Genomic DNA, 16,838 nt, shown 5'->3' on the forward strand with positions numbered 1-16,838 from the left:
CTTTGCAAGCTTGCGACGTTCGTCCAGCTTCAGGTGACAGTAGTGGGTTCCCATTCTTCATCCTCCGTGCAACTCTCTGTTTTAGTAAAGAATTTGCACTTCGTTTGTGAATCCACCCGACTACACACTTTAATCCAATAATCTGGATTATGGTAAATATATTTGTTCCGTTCCGTCACACCGGATTGGCAGACCCCGAAAACCACAGTAGCCTTTATTCAACAAAACCAAGGACAAGGCGACAGAGATGGATATCAAGGGTAGTTGCATAGTTGTAACCGGCGCTGGACATGGCATTGGCAAAGGGCTGGCAGAAAAATTTGCCGATCTTGGCGCGGCCCATGTGATCTGCGCTGATATTGATCTGGATGCTGCAAAAGCGACCGCAGACCATATTGGAGGTGTCGCGCTGCATCTTGACGCAGGTAGCGAAGACAGCATCAAGGCTCTGATTGATACCGTTGAAGACAGCATCGCACCGATAGATTTGTTCTGTTCCAATGCCGGGATACTGACCAAGGGTGGATTTGAAGTTCCCAATGATGAATGGCAAAAGATTTGGGATATCAATGTGATGTCCCACGTTTGGGCCTCGCGTCATTTGGTGCCGCTGATGTTGAAACGTGGTGGTGGATATATGCTCAACACTGCCTCGGCGGCAGGCCTGTTGAACCAGATTGGCGCGGCGCCCTATGGGGTGACCAAACATGCGGCAGTTGGGTTTGCTGAGTGGCTGGCCATCACCTACGGGGATCAAGGAATTGGTGTCTCGGTTCTTTGCCCACAGGCCGTGCGATCTGAAATGACCCGTGGATTGGAGGAAAGTGTTGCCAGTCTCGACGGTTTGCTAGAGCCGGATATGGTTGCAGACTGTTGTGTAAAGGCGATTGAGAACAATGAGTTCCTGGTGCTTCCGCATCCACAGGTAAAGGACTACATGCAGGCCAAGACTTCCAACTATGGGCGTTGGATTACTGGCATGCAAAGGCTGCGGGACCGCTTCGGTGGCATGTAATGTGAGATAGGCTGATGGGGTTTTATCGTTCTTTGATTGGCCGCATTAGTCCTTCCTGCGCGACACTGGCGACCAATTGGCCGTCCTGAGTATAGATCGAGCCGCGATTGAAGCCGCGGCCGCCGCCGCCAAAAGGCGAATCCATTGTATAGAGGTGCCAGTTTTCAAACTGCACCGGAGCATGGAACCACATGGCATGGTCCAGACTGGCTGTCATCGCTTCGGGCTTGTGCCAGGTGAGCCCATGGGGCCGCAGTGCGGAACCAAGCAACCCAAAGTCGGAGGCATAGGCCATCAGCACATGTTGCAACTGCGGCCCTGCCCCTTTGGCCGCCTCCATTCTTATCCACATATGATTGATATCACTAGTAATTTCTGGATCTAGCGGATCACGCGGCTCAATATCGCGGATTTCAAAGGGACGCTCTTTGATGAATTCCTCATATTGATCCTCTGCGATGCGATGGGCATGCTGGCGATGCAATTCATCGCGGGACAACAGCCCGTCTGGCGCTGGCACATCGGGCATTTCATGCTGATGTTCCCAGCCTGACTCCACCAAATGGAACGAGGCTGCCAGGTTTAGGATCTGTCGACCATTCTGTATCGCGGTGACCCGACGGGTGGTAAAACTGCCGCCATCACGGGCTGGATCCACCTCGTAGATCACCGGTTTGCTGGGGTCGCCGGGCCGGATGAAATAGGCATGCAGCGAATGGCACAACCGTTCGGGAACACTGGCATAGGCGGCAGCCAAGGCCTGTGCAATGACCTGGCCACCGTAGATCCGCATGGGCGTCTCTCCGCCCGAGCCAACCCCGCGATAAAGATTGGTATCGAGCTCTTCCAGATCAAGAAGATTGAGAAGAACACTCCCAGCGTCAGTCATTTAGCAGATCTTTCTAAGATGTATTTCGGTCGTTCGCATAGGCAATGAATACATCAAAACTGTCAGGGTTCACCATCGAGTCCCGGTTCACAACCTTTGCAGGGTCGCCCCCCAGTAGCAGCTTTTTCACCGGAACTTCCAGCTTTTTGCCTGATAGCGTGCGGGGAATTTCCGGCACTTCAATAATTTCGTCAGGCACAAAGCGAGCGGATACAAACTGACGGATGGAAGTTTTAATCTTATCCTTCAGTGTATTATCCAGGCTTCCGGGCTGTGTCAGCACCACAAAGAGCGGCATAAAGCTTTCTTTGCCAAGGAATTCCAGATCAACAACCAAACTGTCCTGTATCTCCGCCAGCACCTCCACCGCCTGATAGATTTCGGAAGACCCCAGCCGCAGTCCGCGACGGTTGATCGTGGCATCGGAACGTCCGTAGATGACCGAGCCCCCATCGGGGGTGAAGGAGATCCAGTCCCCATGCCGCCAGATGCCTGGATAGGTGTCAAAATAGCTTTCAAACAGGCGTGATCCGTCCTCATCCCCCCAGAAAAACAAAGGCATAGAGGGCAAAGGTTCGGTGCAGACCAATTCTCCGACCTCTCCGGTCAGCTCGGAGCCAAAAGGATCAAAGGCACGCACCGCATTGCCAAGCACACGGGCCTGCATTTCACCGGCCCGAACGGGCAGCATCACGTTGCCGGCGACGAATGCGCCGCCAAAATCAGTGCCGCCAGAAATGGGCGCCAGCCAGATATCTGGGCTCACCGCGCGATAGACCCAGTCATACCCATCCGAGGTCATCGGCGACCCGGTTGCCCCAAGTGAAACCAGAGCGGAAAGATCCAACGTGGCGTCGGGGGTGATCCCGGACTTGGCGCAGGCAGTGAAAAAGGCGGCGCCAGCACCAAAATACGTCATCTTCTCATCTGCCACCCGCCGCCAGATATCCAACATATCCGGATAGTTAGGGGCGCGATCATAAAGCATCACAGTGGCACCCTGCCCCATAGCCCCAAATTGCGAATTCCACATGATCCAACCAGATGAGGTCAGCCAGCAAAAGCGGCTGCTGGGGCTCAGATCAAGGTGAAGCGATTGTTTGGTGCCTTCCAGCAGAATGCCGCCGTGGCCGTGCACAATCGGCTTGGGGTTGCCGGTAGTGCCAGAGGAATAGACGATCCACAGGGGGTGGTCAAAATCGACCTGGGCAAATGTCAGCTCTGCTGGGCGATGCAGCAGGCCTTCCCAGGCGACAGAGCCCGTGGGGTGAGGTTGGTCATTTGCGGCGACATAGATATGGCTCTGCAGGTCCGGCAAGTCCGCGACAACCTTTGCCATCTCGTCCTTGCGGCTGATCTCTTTGCCGCCATGCATGTAACTGTCCTGATAAATCAATACCTTGGGTTTGATCTGGCGGAACCTGTCGAGGATGGCAACATGGCCCATATCTGGCGCACAGAGAGACCAGATGGCACCCAGGCTGGTCGCTGCAAGGCAGGCAATAATGGCGCTTTCGGTGTTGGGAAGGATGGCGGCGACCCGGTCCCCCTGCCCGACCCCCATGTTACGCAGATGTGCGGCCAGGCTTGCGACCTGCGCGCGCAGCTCGCCAAGGCTAAGTTCTGTGCGGCCAAAGGTTTCTGAATGGATGATCAGAGCCTGATGGTCCTCCTCGACACCTCTGGCAGCAAGGATATTTTCGGCCCAATTCAGCTTTGCTCCCGGGAACCACTTGGCACCCGGCATTTTGCGCTCTTCCAGTACAGTGCTGGCCGGTTCCGAGAACTTAAGCTCAAAATAGTCACAAATGCTTTGCCAGAACGCCTCCAAGTCGGTGGTGCTCCAGGTCCACAGCGCGTTGTAGCTGTCAAAATCCAGGCCTTTGGTCTGCTTTAGCCAGTTTTGGTAAGCCGCCAACTGGCTGGCCTCTGCGCGTTCGGATGTGGGGGTCCACAGGATTGGGTTTTCGTTCATGACAAAATGGCTCCGTGCACCAGGGCTTTGAGTTCAGCCCGTGCTGGGTACGAGCTGGAAGGAGAGAGCTGGGTGAAAAAGACCACCGAAAGGTCCAGTATTGGATCCACCCAAAAGAAGGTCGAGGCCATACCGCCCCAGCTGAAATCGCCAACAGATCCGGGGCAGCGCGCCCGGGCTGGATCTAGTACCACAGCCCCTCCCAGGCCAAAGCCCATGCCCTCCATCGGCTGTTCGGCAAAGCTTTGTGGTCCCATAGAGGCAATGTCACCGGGAAGGTGGTTTTGCATCATAAAATCAACGGTTTTTGGCGAGAGGATAAAGCCATCCTTGCCGCGCCCACGCTGGCGCAGCATCTCGGCAAACAGCATATAGTCGTCAAGGGTTCCCACCAGACCACCGCCACCTGACATCATATCGGCGGTTTCAAAGGGGGAGCCGCCGTAAAGATCGGTCAGGCGTAGGGACTCGCCGCCAGTTTGTGCGGAATTGAGCGCCATGGCATCCCCGGACAGCGGAGTATAGAGCGATGCAAATCGGTTGCCCGCCTGCCGTGGAACCCGAAACCCAGTTTCTGTCATCCCCAGAGGTTGGAAGATCTCTGTTTCAAAGAACTCTGCAAGTGTCTGACCAGAAACAATTTCGACCACGCGTCCCAGGACATCAATACCGACGGAATACTCCCAGCGGCTGCCCGGCTGGAACGCCAGTGGATAGCTGGCCAGGTGGGAAACCATCTTGCCCAGATCGCCCTGGTTGGGTTTGAACATCAGCTGTTCACGGTCCATGGCCTGGGACAGGATGCCGGGGTTGAACGGGTAGCTTAACCCGCCGGTATGGGTCAGCAGTTCGTGCAGGGTTGGCGACCGAGAGGGCTCGGTTTGCTCGATCGAACTGGCACCGGGTACCAGCGCCTGCATCTGAGAGAATTCTGGAATGAAATCGGACACCGGCGCATCAAGGTGAAACAATCCCTTTTCGGCCAGCATCATCAGCGCCACAGAGGTCACAGGTTTGGTCATGGAATAGATCCGCACCAGCGTATCGCGGGTGAAGTCCAGGTTCTCTTCCAGGTTCCGGCGGCCTGCCGCATGAAAATACTGCTCAACACCACCCCGATTGATCAGAAGGGAGCTGCCCGCATATTTTCTTTCATCCACATAGCGTTGCTGCCATTGCTTTAAGTTCTCTAGCCGGGTTTTATCCATTCCCTGCACCCCCCATATTCGCCTCTATGTCGCTATCTCTGATCTATCATGCGTTGCATGGCCGCGACGGTCTGGCTGTTGAACCAGCCGCCGTCAGGGGCGTTGCCGCCTGCCGCCAGTGCTGTCTTGATCTTTTTGATTGTCTCGCCTCTGAGCTGCTGCTTGATCGAGGCATAGGCCATCGAAGGAAGCTCAGCCAGCTTGCGCGCCTCTGACAGGGAGTAGCCTGCCAGATCTTCAAGGTCGTCTGCGATAATGTCGATAAAGCCAAAGTTACGCGCCGCGATGGGGCCAATGGGTTGGCCGGTCAGCATCATGCGCCGCTGAGTGTCGGCGTCCAGGGTTGCTTTGGCGATCTCCAATGGGCCAACCGGGAAATCCGCCCCAACGCGAACCTCTGCGAGGCCAAAGGAGGATTTGTTCAGGGCAACCCGACGATCACTGGCAAGCACAAAGAACAACCCACCCGCAATCGCCGCCCCACCGACAGAGGCCACGACCGGTTTGGGGCAGGCATAGAGCGCCAGAAAGCCTTCGTTGAGGCCACGCACAATTTCCTGCTGCTGCTCTAGATCAAAATGCTGCGCTTCCTTCAGGTCAAGCCCGGCAGAAAACACCTTGAAAGGACTGCTTAAAATGATGCACCGCACGGCGTCATCCGTGCCCAGTCGGGTGATCAGTTCAGCAAATTCCATCAGGAACGCAGCACTCAGCGCATTGACCGGGCCACGGCCCAACTGCAGCTCAACTATCCCATCTCCAAGATCACGTGTGGTGAGGGTATCACTTCCTGTCATCCGGGCTCTCCTTTGCTCAGAGTTCGCCTTCTGTTGCCGAAGGCTTTGATTGACATATTGCGCAGTCCTGAAGCCCCCGGTCGAGGGTAAAGAGCTACGTATAACCACGCAGTACCGCATGGTCAGGCCTGTCTAGCCAAGAGAGGTAAACAAATGCGGGCAGATGTTGCCCGCATTTTTCCAAACGATACATGCGATAGATCAAAAGGTTATTTATTCAGCGCTTCCAAACCGCTACGGGCAAACAGTGACACAAATCCACCCAGTTTGACGGCGCGTTCGGGGTTTGAGGCATTGCCATCCAGCGCGCGTTTCAGAACGCCCTGCAAAATCCCGCCCATGCGGAAAAAGCTGAAAGACAGATAGAAGCCAAAATTGTCAATTCCGTCCAATCCCCGCCGCTTGCAATAGCTTTCAATAAAGGCCTGATCCGAAGGCAGACCAAGCGCGGCGCGATCAATACCCGCCAGGCCACGGCCTTCGCTTCCCGGCGGCATTTGCCACTGCATGATAACCCCGGCAAGATCCGCATAGGGATGACCAATGGTTGACAGCTCCCAGTCCAATACGGCCTGACAGGTTGGTCCGTCGCTGGCAAAGATCATATTGTCGATCCGGTAGTCTCCGTGCACAAGACCCCGTTGTCCGTCCTCTTTTGGCATTGCTTTTTCAAGGGCTTGTATCAGCTCGTTCATCTCTGGGATGACCTCGGTTTCCGAGGCGCGATACTGTTTGGTCCAACGCGCCAGCTGGCGCTCAAAATAGTTGCCGGGAGGGCCATAGTCCGCCAAGCCGACCGCATCAATATCCACCTGATGCAGCGAGGCCAGGACCCGGCTCATCTCATCTACCACCGCAGCGCGGGATTGCGGGTCCGAGTCCGGCATACGCGGATCGGTGAGGTTGCGCCCGGCCACGTGATCCATCACATAAAAGGCTGAGCCAATGACATCGTCGTCTTCGCACAGCAGATGCATCTTGGCCACCGGCACATCGGTGTCCGCCAGAGCTTTTTGAACCTGGAATTCACGATCAACCGCATGGGCCGATTTCAGCAAAACACCCGGAGGTTTGCGCCGCAGCACATAGTTTCCTTCGGTGGTTTTCAACATGAAGGTCGGGTTCGATTGCCCGGTTTGAAACTTCACTACCTCAAAATCGCTGTCAAATCCCGGCAGGCGGCCGCGAAGATAGGCGCCAACGGCCTCGTGATCCAGGGTCTGGGTCTTTGTGCTCATCTTCTGTTCCTGTCAACTATAGGTCATAAGAGCCGCACGCTCCACGTTATGAAAATGCGGCACAGAATTGAATTCGTGGAGAAAAAACTTCTCCTTTGAGAACACGAACCGGCTGGTGGATGTGTTCTTGATCTGAAGGTTCAGCGCGATCATCTGATCGTTGGGCAGGGAAAGGCTGTCCGCTACCAGTCGGGCGATGGCTCCGCCCGAACTTACCACCAATACCCGTTCCACCCTATCAGAAACCGCCGCCTGGCGGGCCCGTTCCACCCGGTCGCAAAAGGTGAGCCAGCTTTCACCCGCCGAGGCAATGCCGCCCTGCTGCCACTCTGTCAGCGTTTCCCTGAGGGCGCGAAAATGCGTCTTGCGATCTGTGATGACATCATCCGGGGCCACACCGCCATAGCGGCTGTTGAGCAGGTCGTGAAAATCATATTCATTCCAGCCCGCATGCTCTTCTGCATCTCCGTCAAACCCCATTTCCTCCAGGGTTTGCTTTTGACGCATCAAGCTGCCGGTGATCATCCGATCCGGGACCCAGTCAAGGGCACGTAAGGTATCGCCCAGGGCGCGCGACTGTTGCCGCCCCAGGTCGCTCAGATCATCATAGTTCTCGGCCCCAAACGAGGCCTGACCATGGCGAACAATCAGAAGTTCGGCCATGGTCAGCTCTTGAACTCGCTAGCCAGTTTTTTACCAGCGGCGTGGTATTCGCTGGCAATGCGATCTACCAATTCCCCCGCAGAGCAGATCGATTTTACATCGCCAATGCCTTGGCCAGAACCCCAGATCTCTTTCCAAGCCTTTGGTTTGGAAGAGCCGCTGCCAAAGTTCATGGAAGAGGAATCTGCCTGGGGCAGGTTTTCGGGGTCCAGACCAGCCTGAGAAACAGACTTCTTCAGATAGTTCCCCCAAACACCTGTAAAGAGTGAGGAATATACAATGTCCTCTGCGCCGCTTTCGACGATCATTTGTTTGTAATCCTGTTGGGCGTTTGCCTCATGGGTGGCGATGAAGGGCGAGCCGGCATAGCCAAAATCAGCGCCCAAAGCGCGCGCCGCCAACAGGGCTTCGCCGCTGGCGATTGCGCCGGACAGCGCCAGCGGGCCATCAAACCAGCTGCGGATTTCACGGATCAAGGCAAAAGGCGACTGTTCGCCTGCATGGCCGCCAGCGCCGGCAGCTACGGCAATCAACCCGTCAGCGCCCTTGTCGATGGCCTTTTTGGCAAAGGTATTGTTGATCACATCATGCAACACCACGCCACCACAGGAATGTGCCGCATCATTCACTTCAGGACGCGCGCCCAGCGAGGTGATCCAGATCGGCACCTTCCAGCGGTTGCAGATCTCCAGGTCGCGTTCCAGTCGCGCGTTCGAGCGGTGAACGATCTGATTGACCGCAAAGGGCGCGGCGGGCTGATCAGGGTTTTCCTGATTGTGGCGATCCAGCTCTTCGGTGATCTGCTTGAGCCAAGCCTCCAGCAGGATCGGATCCCCCTCGCCTTCGCGGGCATTTAGCGCTGGAAAGGCGCCGACGATGCCCGCCTTACACTGGGCAATCACCAGTTCTGGCACAGAAATGATAAACAAAGGCGAGCCGATCAGCGGCAGGCGCAGGTTTTGCAGCGCCTTGGGGAGGTGTTGATTGGGTGAAGACATCTTTTCTTCCTTATTTCAGAATATTACGGGTCAACTTTGACCTTTTCTATTCCATTGCGCTGCCAAAAATATTCTGACCGGACATGACATTGATACCACCTGAAATCGGCACCACCGCGCCTGTGACATAGGCGCCGCCCTTGCCGCTGAGAAACAACACAGAACCCGCGATATCCTCGTAGCAGCCAACCCGGCCTAGGGGGACATCGTTGCCGACTTTTTCCCGCTTTTCCTCGTCGCCGGTGGCAAAGGCGGTCATTCTGGAAACAAAGGGCCCAGGGGCCAGCGCATTTACCGTGACATGCTTATGGGCCAGTTCCTTGGCCAGAATTTTGGACATATGAATGACCGCCGCCTTGGAGGCGGAATAGCTATAGGCGCCATCCCCCATAGGGATCTCCCCCATGACCGAGCCTACATTGATCACCCGCGCCGGATCTCCCAGCTCACCGCTTTTGATCAACATTGGCAGCAAGCGACGGGTCAGATCAAAAACGCCAGTCACATTGACATTCATAACCTTTTCCCAAGCCTGATGGGGGAAGTCCTTGAGCTCTGCCCCCCAGGTGATACCAGAGTTGTTCATCAAAATATCAAGCTGTTCGGTGCGGGATTTAACCTCATCCACCAGGGCGATGATGCCCTCTTCGGTGCCGACATCGCCGGCAAAACCTTCGGCCGAGCCCGGTGCATCCAATGCGTTCAGTTCTTGCGCCACGGCTTCGCAGGCATGGCCTTTACGCGAGGCGATCAAGACCCGGGCGCCAGCCCGGACCATGGCTTCAGCCGCCATCCGGCCAATGCCGGTTGCGCCGCCGGTGATCAGTGCGGTTTTGCCGTTGAGTGTAAACAGATCCTGCATCTCAATCTCTCCTTAGAAGCCACGCAATTGGGCAACCAGCCCGGCGTGATAGCCATAGTCCCCCAGCCATTCGGCTGCGACCCGGGCGCGTTTCATATAAAACCCCATGTCGAATTCATCGGTCATGCCAATGCCACCATGCATCTGCACCCCTTCTTGAACCGATTTCTGGGCCGTATCCGTTGCCCGCGCCTTGGCGACCGAGACAGCAAGTGTCGCCTGATCTGGAGTTTCGTCCAGAATACGGCCCGCATTCAACACCGCAGAATGTGTGAGCTCGATTTCACACCACAGATGCGCTGCCCGATGTTGCAACGCCTGGAAACTGCCGATGGTGATGCCAAATTGTTTGCGCTCTTTCAGGTAATCGGTGGTCAGGGAAAATGCCGCCTCTGCCAGTCCGGTGGTTTCAGCCGCCAATGCGGCCTGTCCGGCCTCAAGCGCGGGCTTCAACACATCAAACCCTGCACCGGGGTCGCCCAACAGGGCCTCGCCTGAGACTTCGACATCGTTAAATATCAAGTCCGCTGCATCACGGCTGTCGATCATTTTCAGCGCGTTTTGGGTCAGACCCTGGGCCTTGTTGGCCAGATCAAACAGGCACAGGCCCGCGTCGCTTTTGGCCAGAACCAGAATGCGGTCCGCGTCACAACCATCTACGACAAAACGCTTTTTACCGTTTAACACATAGCCGTTGCCACGGCTTTCCGCAGTTAGCTCAACCTGGTCTGGCGAAAATTTTGCCGTCTCATCCAGCGCCAGCGCATAGGTCAGCCCGCCGACGGCGATCTGCTTCAGTTTGCTGGTGGCGCTGTCATCGCTGAATTGGCGTAGCAAGGTTGCAGCCATGACGGCGGTGCTGAGAAAGGGGCTGACAGTCAGGTTGCGGCCCATTTCGCGGGCCAGCACATGGGCTGCTGCGTGGCCCATATCGGAGCCTTCTGCAGACTCGGGGACCAAAACGCCGGCCCAGCCGGCTGCAGCCATTTCCTGCCAAAGCGCCGGATCAGAATGCTCGCCACTGTCGCGCATTTCCCGCAGACGGGATACTGTCGCGGATTTGGAGAGGAACCCATGGGCCGCCTCTGACAAGAGGGTTTCTTCCTCTGTTTGAATGAGTTTTGCCATGTTTCTTATCCTGGAAGGTTCAAAATGCGACGGCTGATAATCGAGAGCATCACCTCGGAGGTGCCCCCCTCGATCGAGTTGGCCTTGGTCCGCAGCCAGGACGATGCTGGCGTGTCTCCCCAGGTCAATGCATCAGCCCCATCGGCAGCCATTATCAGTTCAAGCCGCGTCTTGTTCAGTTCGGTTCCCATATATTTCAGCATGGCAGAGGCATCGCCAACGCCCTGGCCGCCTTCGGCCTGATCCTTGTACCGCTCCAGGGTCATCGCCATTGCCAGGCTATCCACCTCGGCCCGCATCGCATCACCGCGCAGCACAGGATCGCTCTGACCGGTTTCGCTCTCGGTTAAAACCGCCCCCAGGGCACGGCCAGATCCCATGGCATTGCCGCCATTGCTGATCATCTCGCGTTCATGGGTCAGCAGGTATTTCGCCACATCCCAGCCCCGATCAATGGTGCCAACAACTTGGGTCTTTGGCACCTCAACATTTTCAAAAAAGGTCTCACAAAACGGCGACGCGCCGGAAATTAGCTGGATCGGACGTGTGGTAATTCCAGGGCTGCGCATATCCATAAGGACGAAGGAAATGCCGAGATGTTTCTTGGCGTCACGGTTTGTTCTGAGCAGAGCAAAGATCCAATCGGCGCGATCCGCATAAGAGGTCCAGATCTTTTGCCCATTGACCAGCCAGGTCTCGCCCTGATCCGCGGCATGGGTCTGTACCCCGGCCAGATCAGAGCCGGCGCCGGGCTCGGAATAGCCCTGACACCAGCGAATTTCGCCGCGGGCAATGGGCGGCAGGTAATGCAGTTTCTGCTCTTCTGTACCGAACTTCAAAAGCGCCGGCCCAAGCATCCAAATGCCAAAGCTATCCAGTGGTGAGCGCGCGCCAATGGCCTGCATCTCCTGCTTCAGGATTTTGTCTTCATCCCGGCTAAGCCCTGCACCGCCGTAGGCTTTGGGCCATGTGGGCACGGTAAAACCACGTGCTGCGCAGCGATCCAGCCAGATCTTTTGTGCCTCGCAGGTAAAGACCCAAGTGGTCCCCCCCCAACAGATTGAACTCTCGCCAGCCGCACCATCGCGCATTTCTGGCGGGCAATTTGTCTCCAACCATTCCCGGACCTCGCGCCGAAACTCGGCGTGATCGCGTCCCGCGTTAACTTCACCCATGATGTGTCTTCTCCTCAGTCCCGCGCTCCAGAGCCTCCCATGGCCTATGGCGGTTTCACAATGTAGAATTACATTTCGCTATGCCATTGACAACGCGGCTGAGGGACAGAAGACTTTACGTAATTTTAGGAAACATAAGGCGGCCACCGGGCTGCCGGAAGGAAAAATATGAAATCTATGCTCAGCACCACCCCGGGTGGACCTCAAACACTTGTCTGGACCGAACAGCCGGATTTGAGCCCTGGCAAGGGTGAACTGCTGGTTGATATTCGCGCTGCTGGCGTCAACTTCCCTGACACGCTGATCATTCGTGATCTCTATCAGATGAAGCCGCCGCGCCCCTTTGCCCCGGGTGGCGAGATTGCCGGGGTGGTGGCGGCCCTTGGTGAGGGAGTCAGCGGATACGAAATCGGCGATCGTGTGCTGGCCTTGACCGGCCATGGAGGTTTTGCCACGCAGATCTGTGTGGCGGCAAAGCAGGCCGTGAAGTTCCCAGATGCGATGCCTTTTGAGGATGCTGCGGGCTTTGTCTTTACCTATGGCACCTCCTATCACGCACTCAAAGACCGGGCGCAGCTTAAAGCCGGGGAAACCCTGCTGATATTGGGTGCCGCCGGCGGCGTTGGTGCTGCGGCAATTGAGCTGGGGAAATCCATGGGCGCAAAAGTGATTGCGGCGGTGTCATCCGAGGAAAAAGCAGCCTTTTGCAAGAAGATCGGTGCCGATGAAACCCTGGTCTACAGTCGCGAGATGAGTCGCGATGAGCAGAAAGAGTTTTCGAACAATATCAAAGAGCTGTCCGGCAAAGCTGGCGTTGATGTTGTTTATGATGCGGTGGGCGGTAACTATGCAGAACCAGCGCTTCGGACGATGGCATGGCTGGGGCGCTACCTGGTTGTTGGTTTTCCTGCCGGCATCCCGGAACTTCCGCTGAACCTGCCGCTGCTGAAAGGCTGCGATATTCGTGGCGTATTCTGGGGCGCATCGGTCTTTCGTGATCCCAAGGGTCATGAAGAAAACATGGCCGAGCTGCAGGAGCTCTATGGCGCAGGCAAGATTAAGCCACAGATTTGCGATGTCTTGCCAATGACAAAGGCCGCAGATGCGTTGGAGATGATGCAGGACAGGCGTGTTATGGGCAAGGTGGTCCTGACCAACAGCTAGACCAAACAAAGGTGCAAAGATTCAGGTTGGCGGCCAATTGGGTGCGCCAGCCTTTTTTTCGTGCGATATTAGCAACATACTGCGTGTAAAACCGCGATCAATCGTTTCGCTTTGACTGTGCAAAGCTGCCGTTTCACCTTAATCTTGGACTCAGGGGATATGTAATGCATAGCTTATTGATACTGAACGGTCCTAATCTCAACCTGCTTGGAACGCGGCAACCCGAGGTCTATGGGGCAGAAACCCTCGAAATGCTGGAAAGCAGCTGCATTCAATATGCACAAAAATCGGGGGTTCGGGCGCAGTGTTTTCAATCTAACCACGAAGGCGTTCTACTGGACGCCATACATGATGCCCGTGGTAAACATGCTGGCATTGTTCTTAATGCTGGAGCCTATACCCACACCTCTGTGGCCCTAATGGATGCCATTTACTCGGTTGAGATCCCCACGGTTGAGGTTCATCTGTCCAATATCCATGCCCGCGAGGCCTTTCGCCACCAGTCCTATATTGCCCGTGCGGCGATCGGACAGATATGTGGTTTTGGCCCTCAGGGCTATTTGATGGCGATTGATGCTCTGGTTCAAAAACTGTCTCAATCAAGCGATATAACCTAATGACAATGTTGGAATATCTTCACTTTGTTTCCGGCGCAAAAAGCATCGAAGAGCTGTGGCATGCCCATGTATCGAAAATGGCAGAATATGGGTTCCACCGTCTAATCTACGGCTATACCCGGTTCAAAACCGAAACCTCGCTGGGCGATCCCGACGATTTTGTCATTCTGACCAACCACGATCAGAAATACATTTCTGGTTTTCTACATCAGGGCCTCTACCGCCAGGCTCCGATGGTGCTCTGGGCGCTCAAGAACGAAGGCGCCCGCAGTTGGGAAATGATCCGCAAAATGCTCGACGACGGCCTGTTGGGCCCCGCGTCCAAACAGGTGATCGAATTCAACGAACGCATGCAGCTGACGGCCGGATATACCATCAGTTTTTTCTCTGCTTCCAAACGCTACAAAGGGGCAATTTCCCTGGCTGGTAAACCCGGAATTTGCCAGAGCGATCTTGACGAAATGTGGCGTGAGCATGGTGAAGATGTCATTCTGATGAACAATGTGGTTCATCTCAAGATCCTGACCCTGCCCTATGACTCGCCGAATCGCAGCCTGACCAGTCGCCAGCGCGAAGCCCTGGAATGGGTCGGAGACGGAAAAACCACCCAGGATATTGCTCTGCTTATGGGGCTGACCCCGGCGACCGTAGAAAAACACCTTCGCCTGGCGCGGGCGTCGCTATCGGTGGAAACCAGTGCCCAGGCCGTGCTAAAGGCGGCGCTGCAAAACCAGATGTATGTGCTTGAAAACTGAAACAGTTTTACTGTCATAGGTCGATCGACAAAAAACTACACATGATTTACATCTTTTAGATGTGCCTTCCCTAGGGGGAGCTGCCGTCATTCGGGTATGGAAAACACTACTACACGAAAAGTTAAATATCGGGCACTATAGCACCGTTCCGTGAGTGGTGGCTTTGGCCTAGGAACTTTGGGAAATGACCCTTGCAATACCAAGGCTCTCAGACCTGTTCGGTTTCTGGCGCGTATTTTTCCGCGCCAGTTCCGTGTTAAAGAGAGGCCCCATCCATCCCCATCAATGGGGCCTCTCCACCTGCTCCTTTTCCTTCGCTAGTTCGATGATGCCCAAGATTTAGAGCTTACGCCTCGCACCGATCTGTAGCTGCGTTTGGGCTGGTTTTGCGGTTGCGGCAAATCTAGCCAGTCTAGCTAGGGCGTATTTTGCCCAGCCTGCTGTCATTTTGACAAACAAAAAGGGGCTGACGGAAAACCGCCAGCCCCTGATCTTGGATATTTGGGAGGACGTTTAGCCCTGTGCCGCTTTTGCAACTTCAGCTGCGAAATCTTCTTTTTCGACTTCGATGCCTTCGCCAACTTCCAGACGTACAAAACCGGTGATGGTGGCGCCGGCTTCTTTTGCCGCAGCTTCAACGGTGAGGTCTGGGTTCACAACAAACGGCTGGTTGAGCAGAGTGGACTCACCAACAAATTTCTTCATGCGACCAACGATCATCTTCTCGATGACTGCCTCAGGCTTGCCGGATTCGCGAGCGATATCCATCTGAACCTGCTTTTCTTTTTCAACAACCGAAGCGTCCAGGTCTGCTTCTGACAGAGCTGCAGGGTTCACAGCTGCAATATGCATCGCAACCTGCTTGCCAAAGGCTTCGTCGCCGCCGGTCATTGCAACCAACACGCCGATTTTGCCCATGCCAGCAGTCACGGCATTGTGGACGTAAGAGATGACAGTGTCACCTTCGGCAACAGACATACGACGTACGGACATGTTTTCACCAATGGTGGCGATCTTGTCAGTGATAACGGCTTCGACGGTCTTGCCACCCATGTCAGCGGCTTTCAGCGCCTCAACATCGGAAACACCCAGGGCAGCCTTGGCGATGCCGCCAACCATTTCCTGGAATTCGGCGTTCTTGCCAACAAAGTCGGTCTCGGAGTTCACTTCAACCGCAACACCTTTGCCGCCTTCAACAACAACGGCCACCAGGCCTTCTGCTGCGGTACGACCGGATTTTTTGGCCGCTTTGGCCAGACCTTTGGTGCGCAGCCAGTCAACGGCGGCTTCCATGTCGCCATTGGTTTCGGTCAGCGCTTTTTTGGCGTCCATCATGCCGGCGCCGGTGGAGTCGCGCAGTTCTTTAACGAGTGCAGCTGTGATTGCCATCTTTAGGCTCTCCTCAAATCAAAACGGAATTGGGGCAGGTGATAGCCTGCCCCGCATGTCAAAACTGTGACAGGTAGCGTCGGCGGGTGCTTATTCAGCAACTGCTTCTTCTACAGGCGCCTCTTCCAGGGCACCAAGGTCAACACCGGCGGCACCCAGCTGAGCGGACATGCCGTCCAGCGCAGCACGTGCAACCAGGTCACAGTACAGGGAGATAGCGCGCGATGCGTCATCGTTGCCTGGGATCACAAAATCAACGCCATCAGGGGAGCAGTTGGTGTCGACGATTGCCACAACTGGAATACCCAGTTTTTTGGCTTCGGCGATGGCCAGCGCTTCTTTTTTCACGTCGATGACGAACAGCAGATCAGGAACACCGCCCATTTCGGCGATACCGCCCAATGAGGCCTGCAGTTTGCCCTGGTCACGTTCCATGCCCAGACGCTCTTTCTTGGTGAGGCCTTCGGCGCCACTTTCCAGCTTTTCGTCAATTTCTTTCAGGCGTTTGATCGACTGGGAAACGGTTTTCCAGTTGGTCAAGGTGCCGCCGAGCCAGCGGTGGTTCATGTAGTACTGTGCGGATTTTTCAGCGGCTTCGGCGATGGGGCCGGTGGCCTGACGCTTGGTGCCAACAAAAAGAACGCGGCCGCCCTTTGCAACGGTGTCGCGGACGATCTGCAGGGCCTGGTCCAGCATAGGAACAGTCTGTGTCAGGTCCATGATGTGGATGCCGTTGCGTGCACCATAGATATAGGGTGCCATACGCGGGTTCCAGCGCTGTGTCTGGTGACCAAAGTGTACGCCTGCTTCCAGCAGCTGGCGCATGGTGAACTCGGGAAGAGCCATGCTTGTATTCCTTGTTTCCGGTTTCAGTCCTCGGTGGGGGTTCAGAGCATTTGCTCCAACCGGCGGCCCATTTGGGGATTTCTCCCCCAGACAGGCCAAACCCCACCTGCGGGTTTGAT

General features: G+C 55.7%; 16 protein-coding genes. 4 read left to right on the forward strand and 12 right to left on the reverse strand.

Going from position 1 to position 16,838, the window contains the following annotated elements; genetic code table 11:
• Positions 1-247: 247 nt before the first annotated feature.
• Entirely contained in the window at positions 248-1,015 is a 768-nt protein-coding gene (locus QZ268_RS09940) for an SDR family oxidoreductase (protein ID WP_295451706.1), read from the forward strand.
• 22 nt (positions 1,016-1,037) lie between these two features.
• On the opposite strand, the gene QZ268_RS09945 is transcribed toward QZ268_RS09940, so the two are convergent.
• The 10 genes from QZ268_RS09945 to QZ268_RS09990 all read right to left on the reverse strand — a co-directional run bounded on the left by QZ268_RS09945 (position 1,038) and on the right by QZ268_RS09990 (position 11,948).
• Complete coding sequence (locus QZ268_RS09945; protein ID WP_295451709.1) at positions 1,038-1,904, reverse strand: acyl-CoA thioesterase II; 867 nt, start codon at positions 1,902-1,904, stop codon at positions 1,038-1,040.
• A gap of 13 nt (positions 1,905-1,917) precedes the next feature.
• Positions 1,918-3,879 (reverse strand): acetoacetate--CoA ligase, encoded by a 1,962-nt coding sequence (locus QZ268_RS09950; RefSeq protein ID WP_295451711.1) that lies wholly within the window; start codon positions 3,877-3,879, stop codon positions 1,918-1,920.
• Entirely contained in the window at positions 3,876-5,087 is a 1,212-nt protein-coding gene (locus QZ268_RS09955) for a serine hydrolase domain-containing protein (RefSeq protein WP_295451713.1), read from the reverse strand. Before QZ268_RS09955 ends, QZ268_RS09950 begins: the two co-directional genes overlap by 4 nt.
• Before the next feature lie 32 nt (positions 5,088-5,119).
• Entirely contained in the window at positions 5,120-5,884 is a 765-nt protein-coding gene (locus QZ268_RS09960) for an enoyl-CoA hydratase/isomerase family protein (RefSeq protein WP_295451715.1), read from the reverse strand.
• A gap of 209 nt (positions 5,885-6,093) precedes the next feature.
• The gene (locus QZ268_RS09965; protein WP_295451717.1) at positions 6,094-7,122 is read right to left on the reverse strand and encodes a phosphotransferase family protein; all 1,029 of its coding nucleotides are present in this window, start codon (positions 7,120-7,122) and stop codon (positions 6,094-6,096) included.
• Between the two features lie 12 nt (positions 7,123-7,134).
• A complete protein-coding gene (locus QZ268_RS09970; RefSeq protein WP_295451719.1) occupies positions 7,135-7,785 on the reverse strand; it encodes a histidine phosphatase family protein in 651 nt (216 codons plus the stop codon).
• A 2-nt stretch (positions 7,786-7,787) separates the two neighbouring features.
• Positions 7,788-8,783, reverse strand: coding sequence for a nitronate monooxygenase family protein (locus QZ268_RS09975; protein ID WP_295451721.1), 996 nt, complete (start codon positions 8,781-8,783; stop codon positions 7,788-7,790).
• A 46-nt stretch (positions 8,784-8,829) separates the two neighbouring features.
• Positions 8,830-9,651: an SDR family NAD(P)-dependent oxidoreductase gene (locus QZ268_RS09980; protein WP_295452063.1), complete on the reverse strand. Its 822-nt coding sequence runs from the start codon at positions 9,649-9,651 to the stop codon at positions 8,830-8,832.
• Between the two features lie 6 nt (positions 9,652-9,657).
• Positions 9,658-10,773 carry an acyl-CoA dehydrogenase family protein gene (locus QZ268_RS09985; RefSeq protein ID WP_295451724.1) on the reverse strand — a complete coding sequence of 372 codons (1,116 nt, stop codon included), beginning with the start codon at positions 10,771-10,773 and terminating at the stop codon, positions 9,658-9,660.
• 5 nt (positions 10,774-10,778) lie between these two features.
• On the reverse strand, positions 10,779-11,948 hold the full coding sequence (locus QZ268_RS09990; RefSeq protein ID WP_295451728.1) for an acyl-CoA dehydrogenase family protein: 1,170 nt from the start codon (positions 11,946-11,948) through the stop codon (positions 10,779-10,781).
• 168 nt (positions 11,949-12,116) lie between these two features.
• Between QZ268_RS09990 and QZ268_RS09995 the strand changes: the two genes are divergently transcribed.
• The 3 genes from QZ268_RS09995 (at position 12,117) to QZ268_RS10005 (ending at position 14,484) form a co-directional block, all read left to right on the forward strand.
• The gene (locus tag QZ268_RS09995; RefSeq protein WP_295451730.1) at positions 12,117-13,112 is read left to right on the forward strand and encodes an NADPH:quinone oxidoreductase family protein; all 996 of its coding nucleotides are present in this window, start codon (positions 12,117-12,119) and stop codon (positions 13,110-13,112) included.
• Positions 13,113-13,276: 164 nt separating this feature from the next.
• A complete protein-coding gene (gene aroQ / locus QZ268_RS10000; RefSeq protein WP_295451732.1) occupies positions 13,277-13,729 on the forward strand; it encodes a type II 3-dehydroquinate dehydratase in 453 nt (150 codons plus the stop codon).
• A complete protein-coding gene (locus tag QZ268_RS10005) occupies positions 13,729-14,484 on the forward strand; it encodes a LuxR family transcriptional regulator (RefSeq protein ID WP_295451734.1) in 756 nt (251 codons plus the stop codon). Before aroQ ends, QZ268_RS10005 begins: the two co-directional genes overlap by 1 nt.
• Before the next feature lie 513 nt (positions 14,485-14,997).
• Here the strand turns inward: QZ268_RS10005 and tsf are convergent.
• Together tsf and rpsB are read right to left on the reverse strand one after the other, a co-directional pair.
• Complete coding sequence (gene tsf, locus QZ268_RS10010) at positions 14,998-15,873, reverse strand: translation elongation factor Ts (protein ID WP_295451739.1); 876 nt, start codon at positions 15,871-15,873, stop codon at positions 14,998-15,000.
• 90 nt (positions 15,874-15,963) lie between these two features.
• Positions 15,964-16,719: a 30S ribosomal protein S2 gene (rpsB, locus tag QZ268_RS10015; protein ID WP_295451742.1), complete on the reverse strand. Its 756-nt coding sequence runs from the start codon at positions 16,717-16,719 to the stop codon at positions 15,964-15,966.
• Positions 16,720-16,838 lie beyond the last annotated feature (119 nt).

Origin of the sequence: uncultured Pseudophaeobacter sp. (assembly GCA_905479575.1) — a bacterium.
Lineage (GTDB): Bacteria > Pseudomonadota > Alphaproteobacteria > Rhodobacterales > Rhodobacteraceae > Pseudophaeobacter.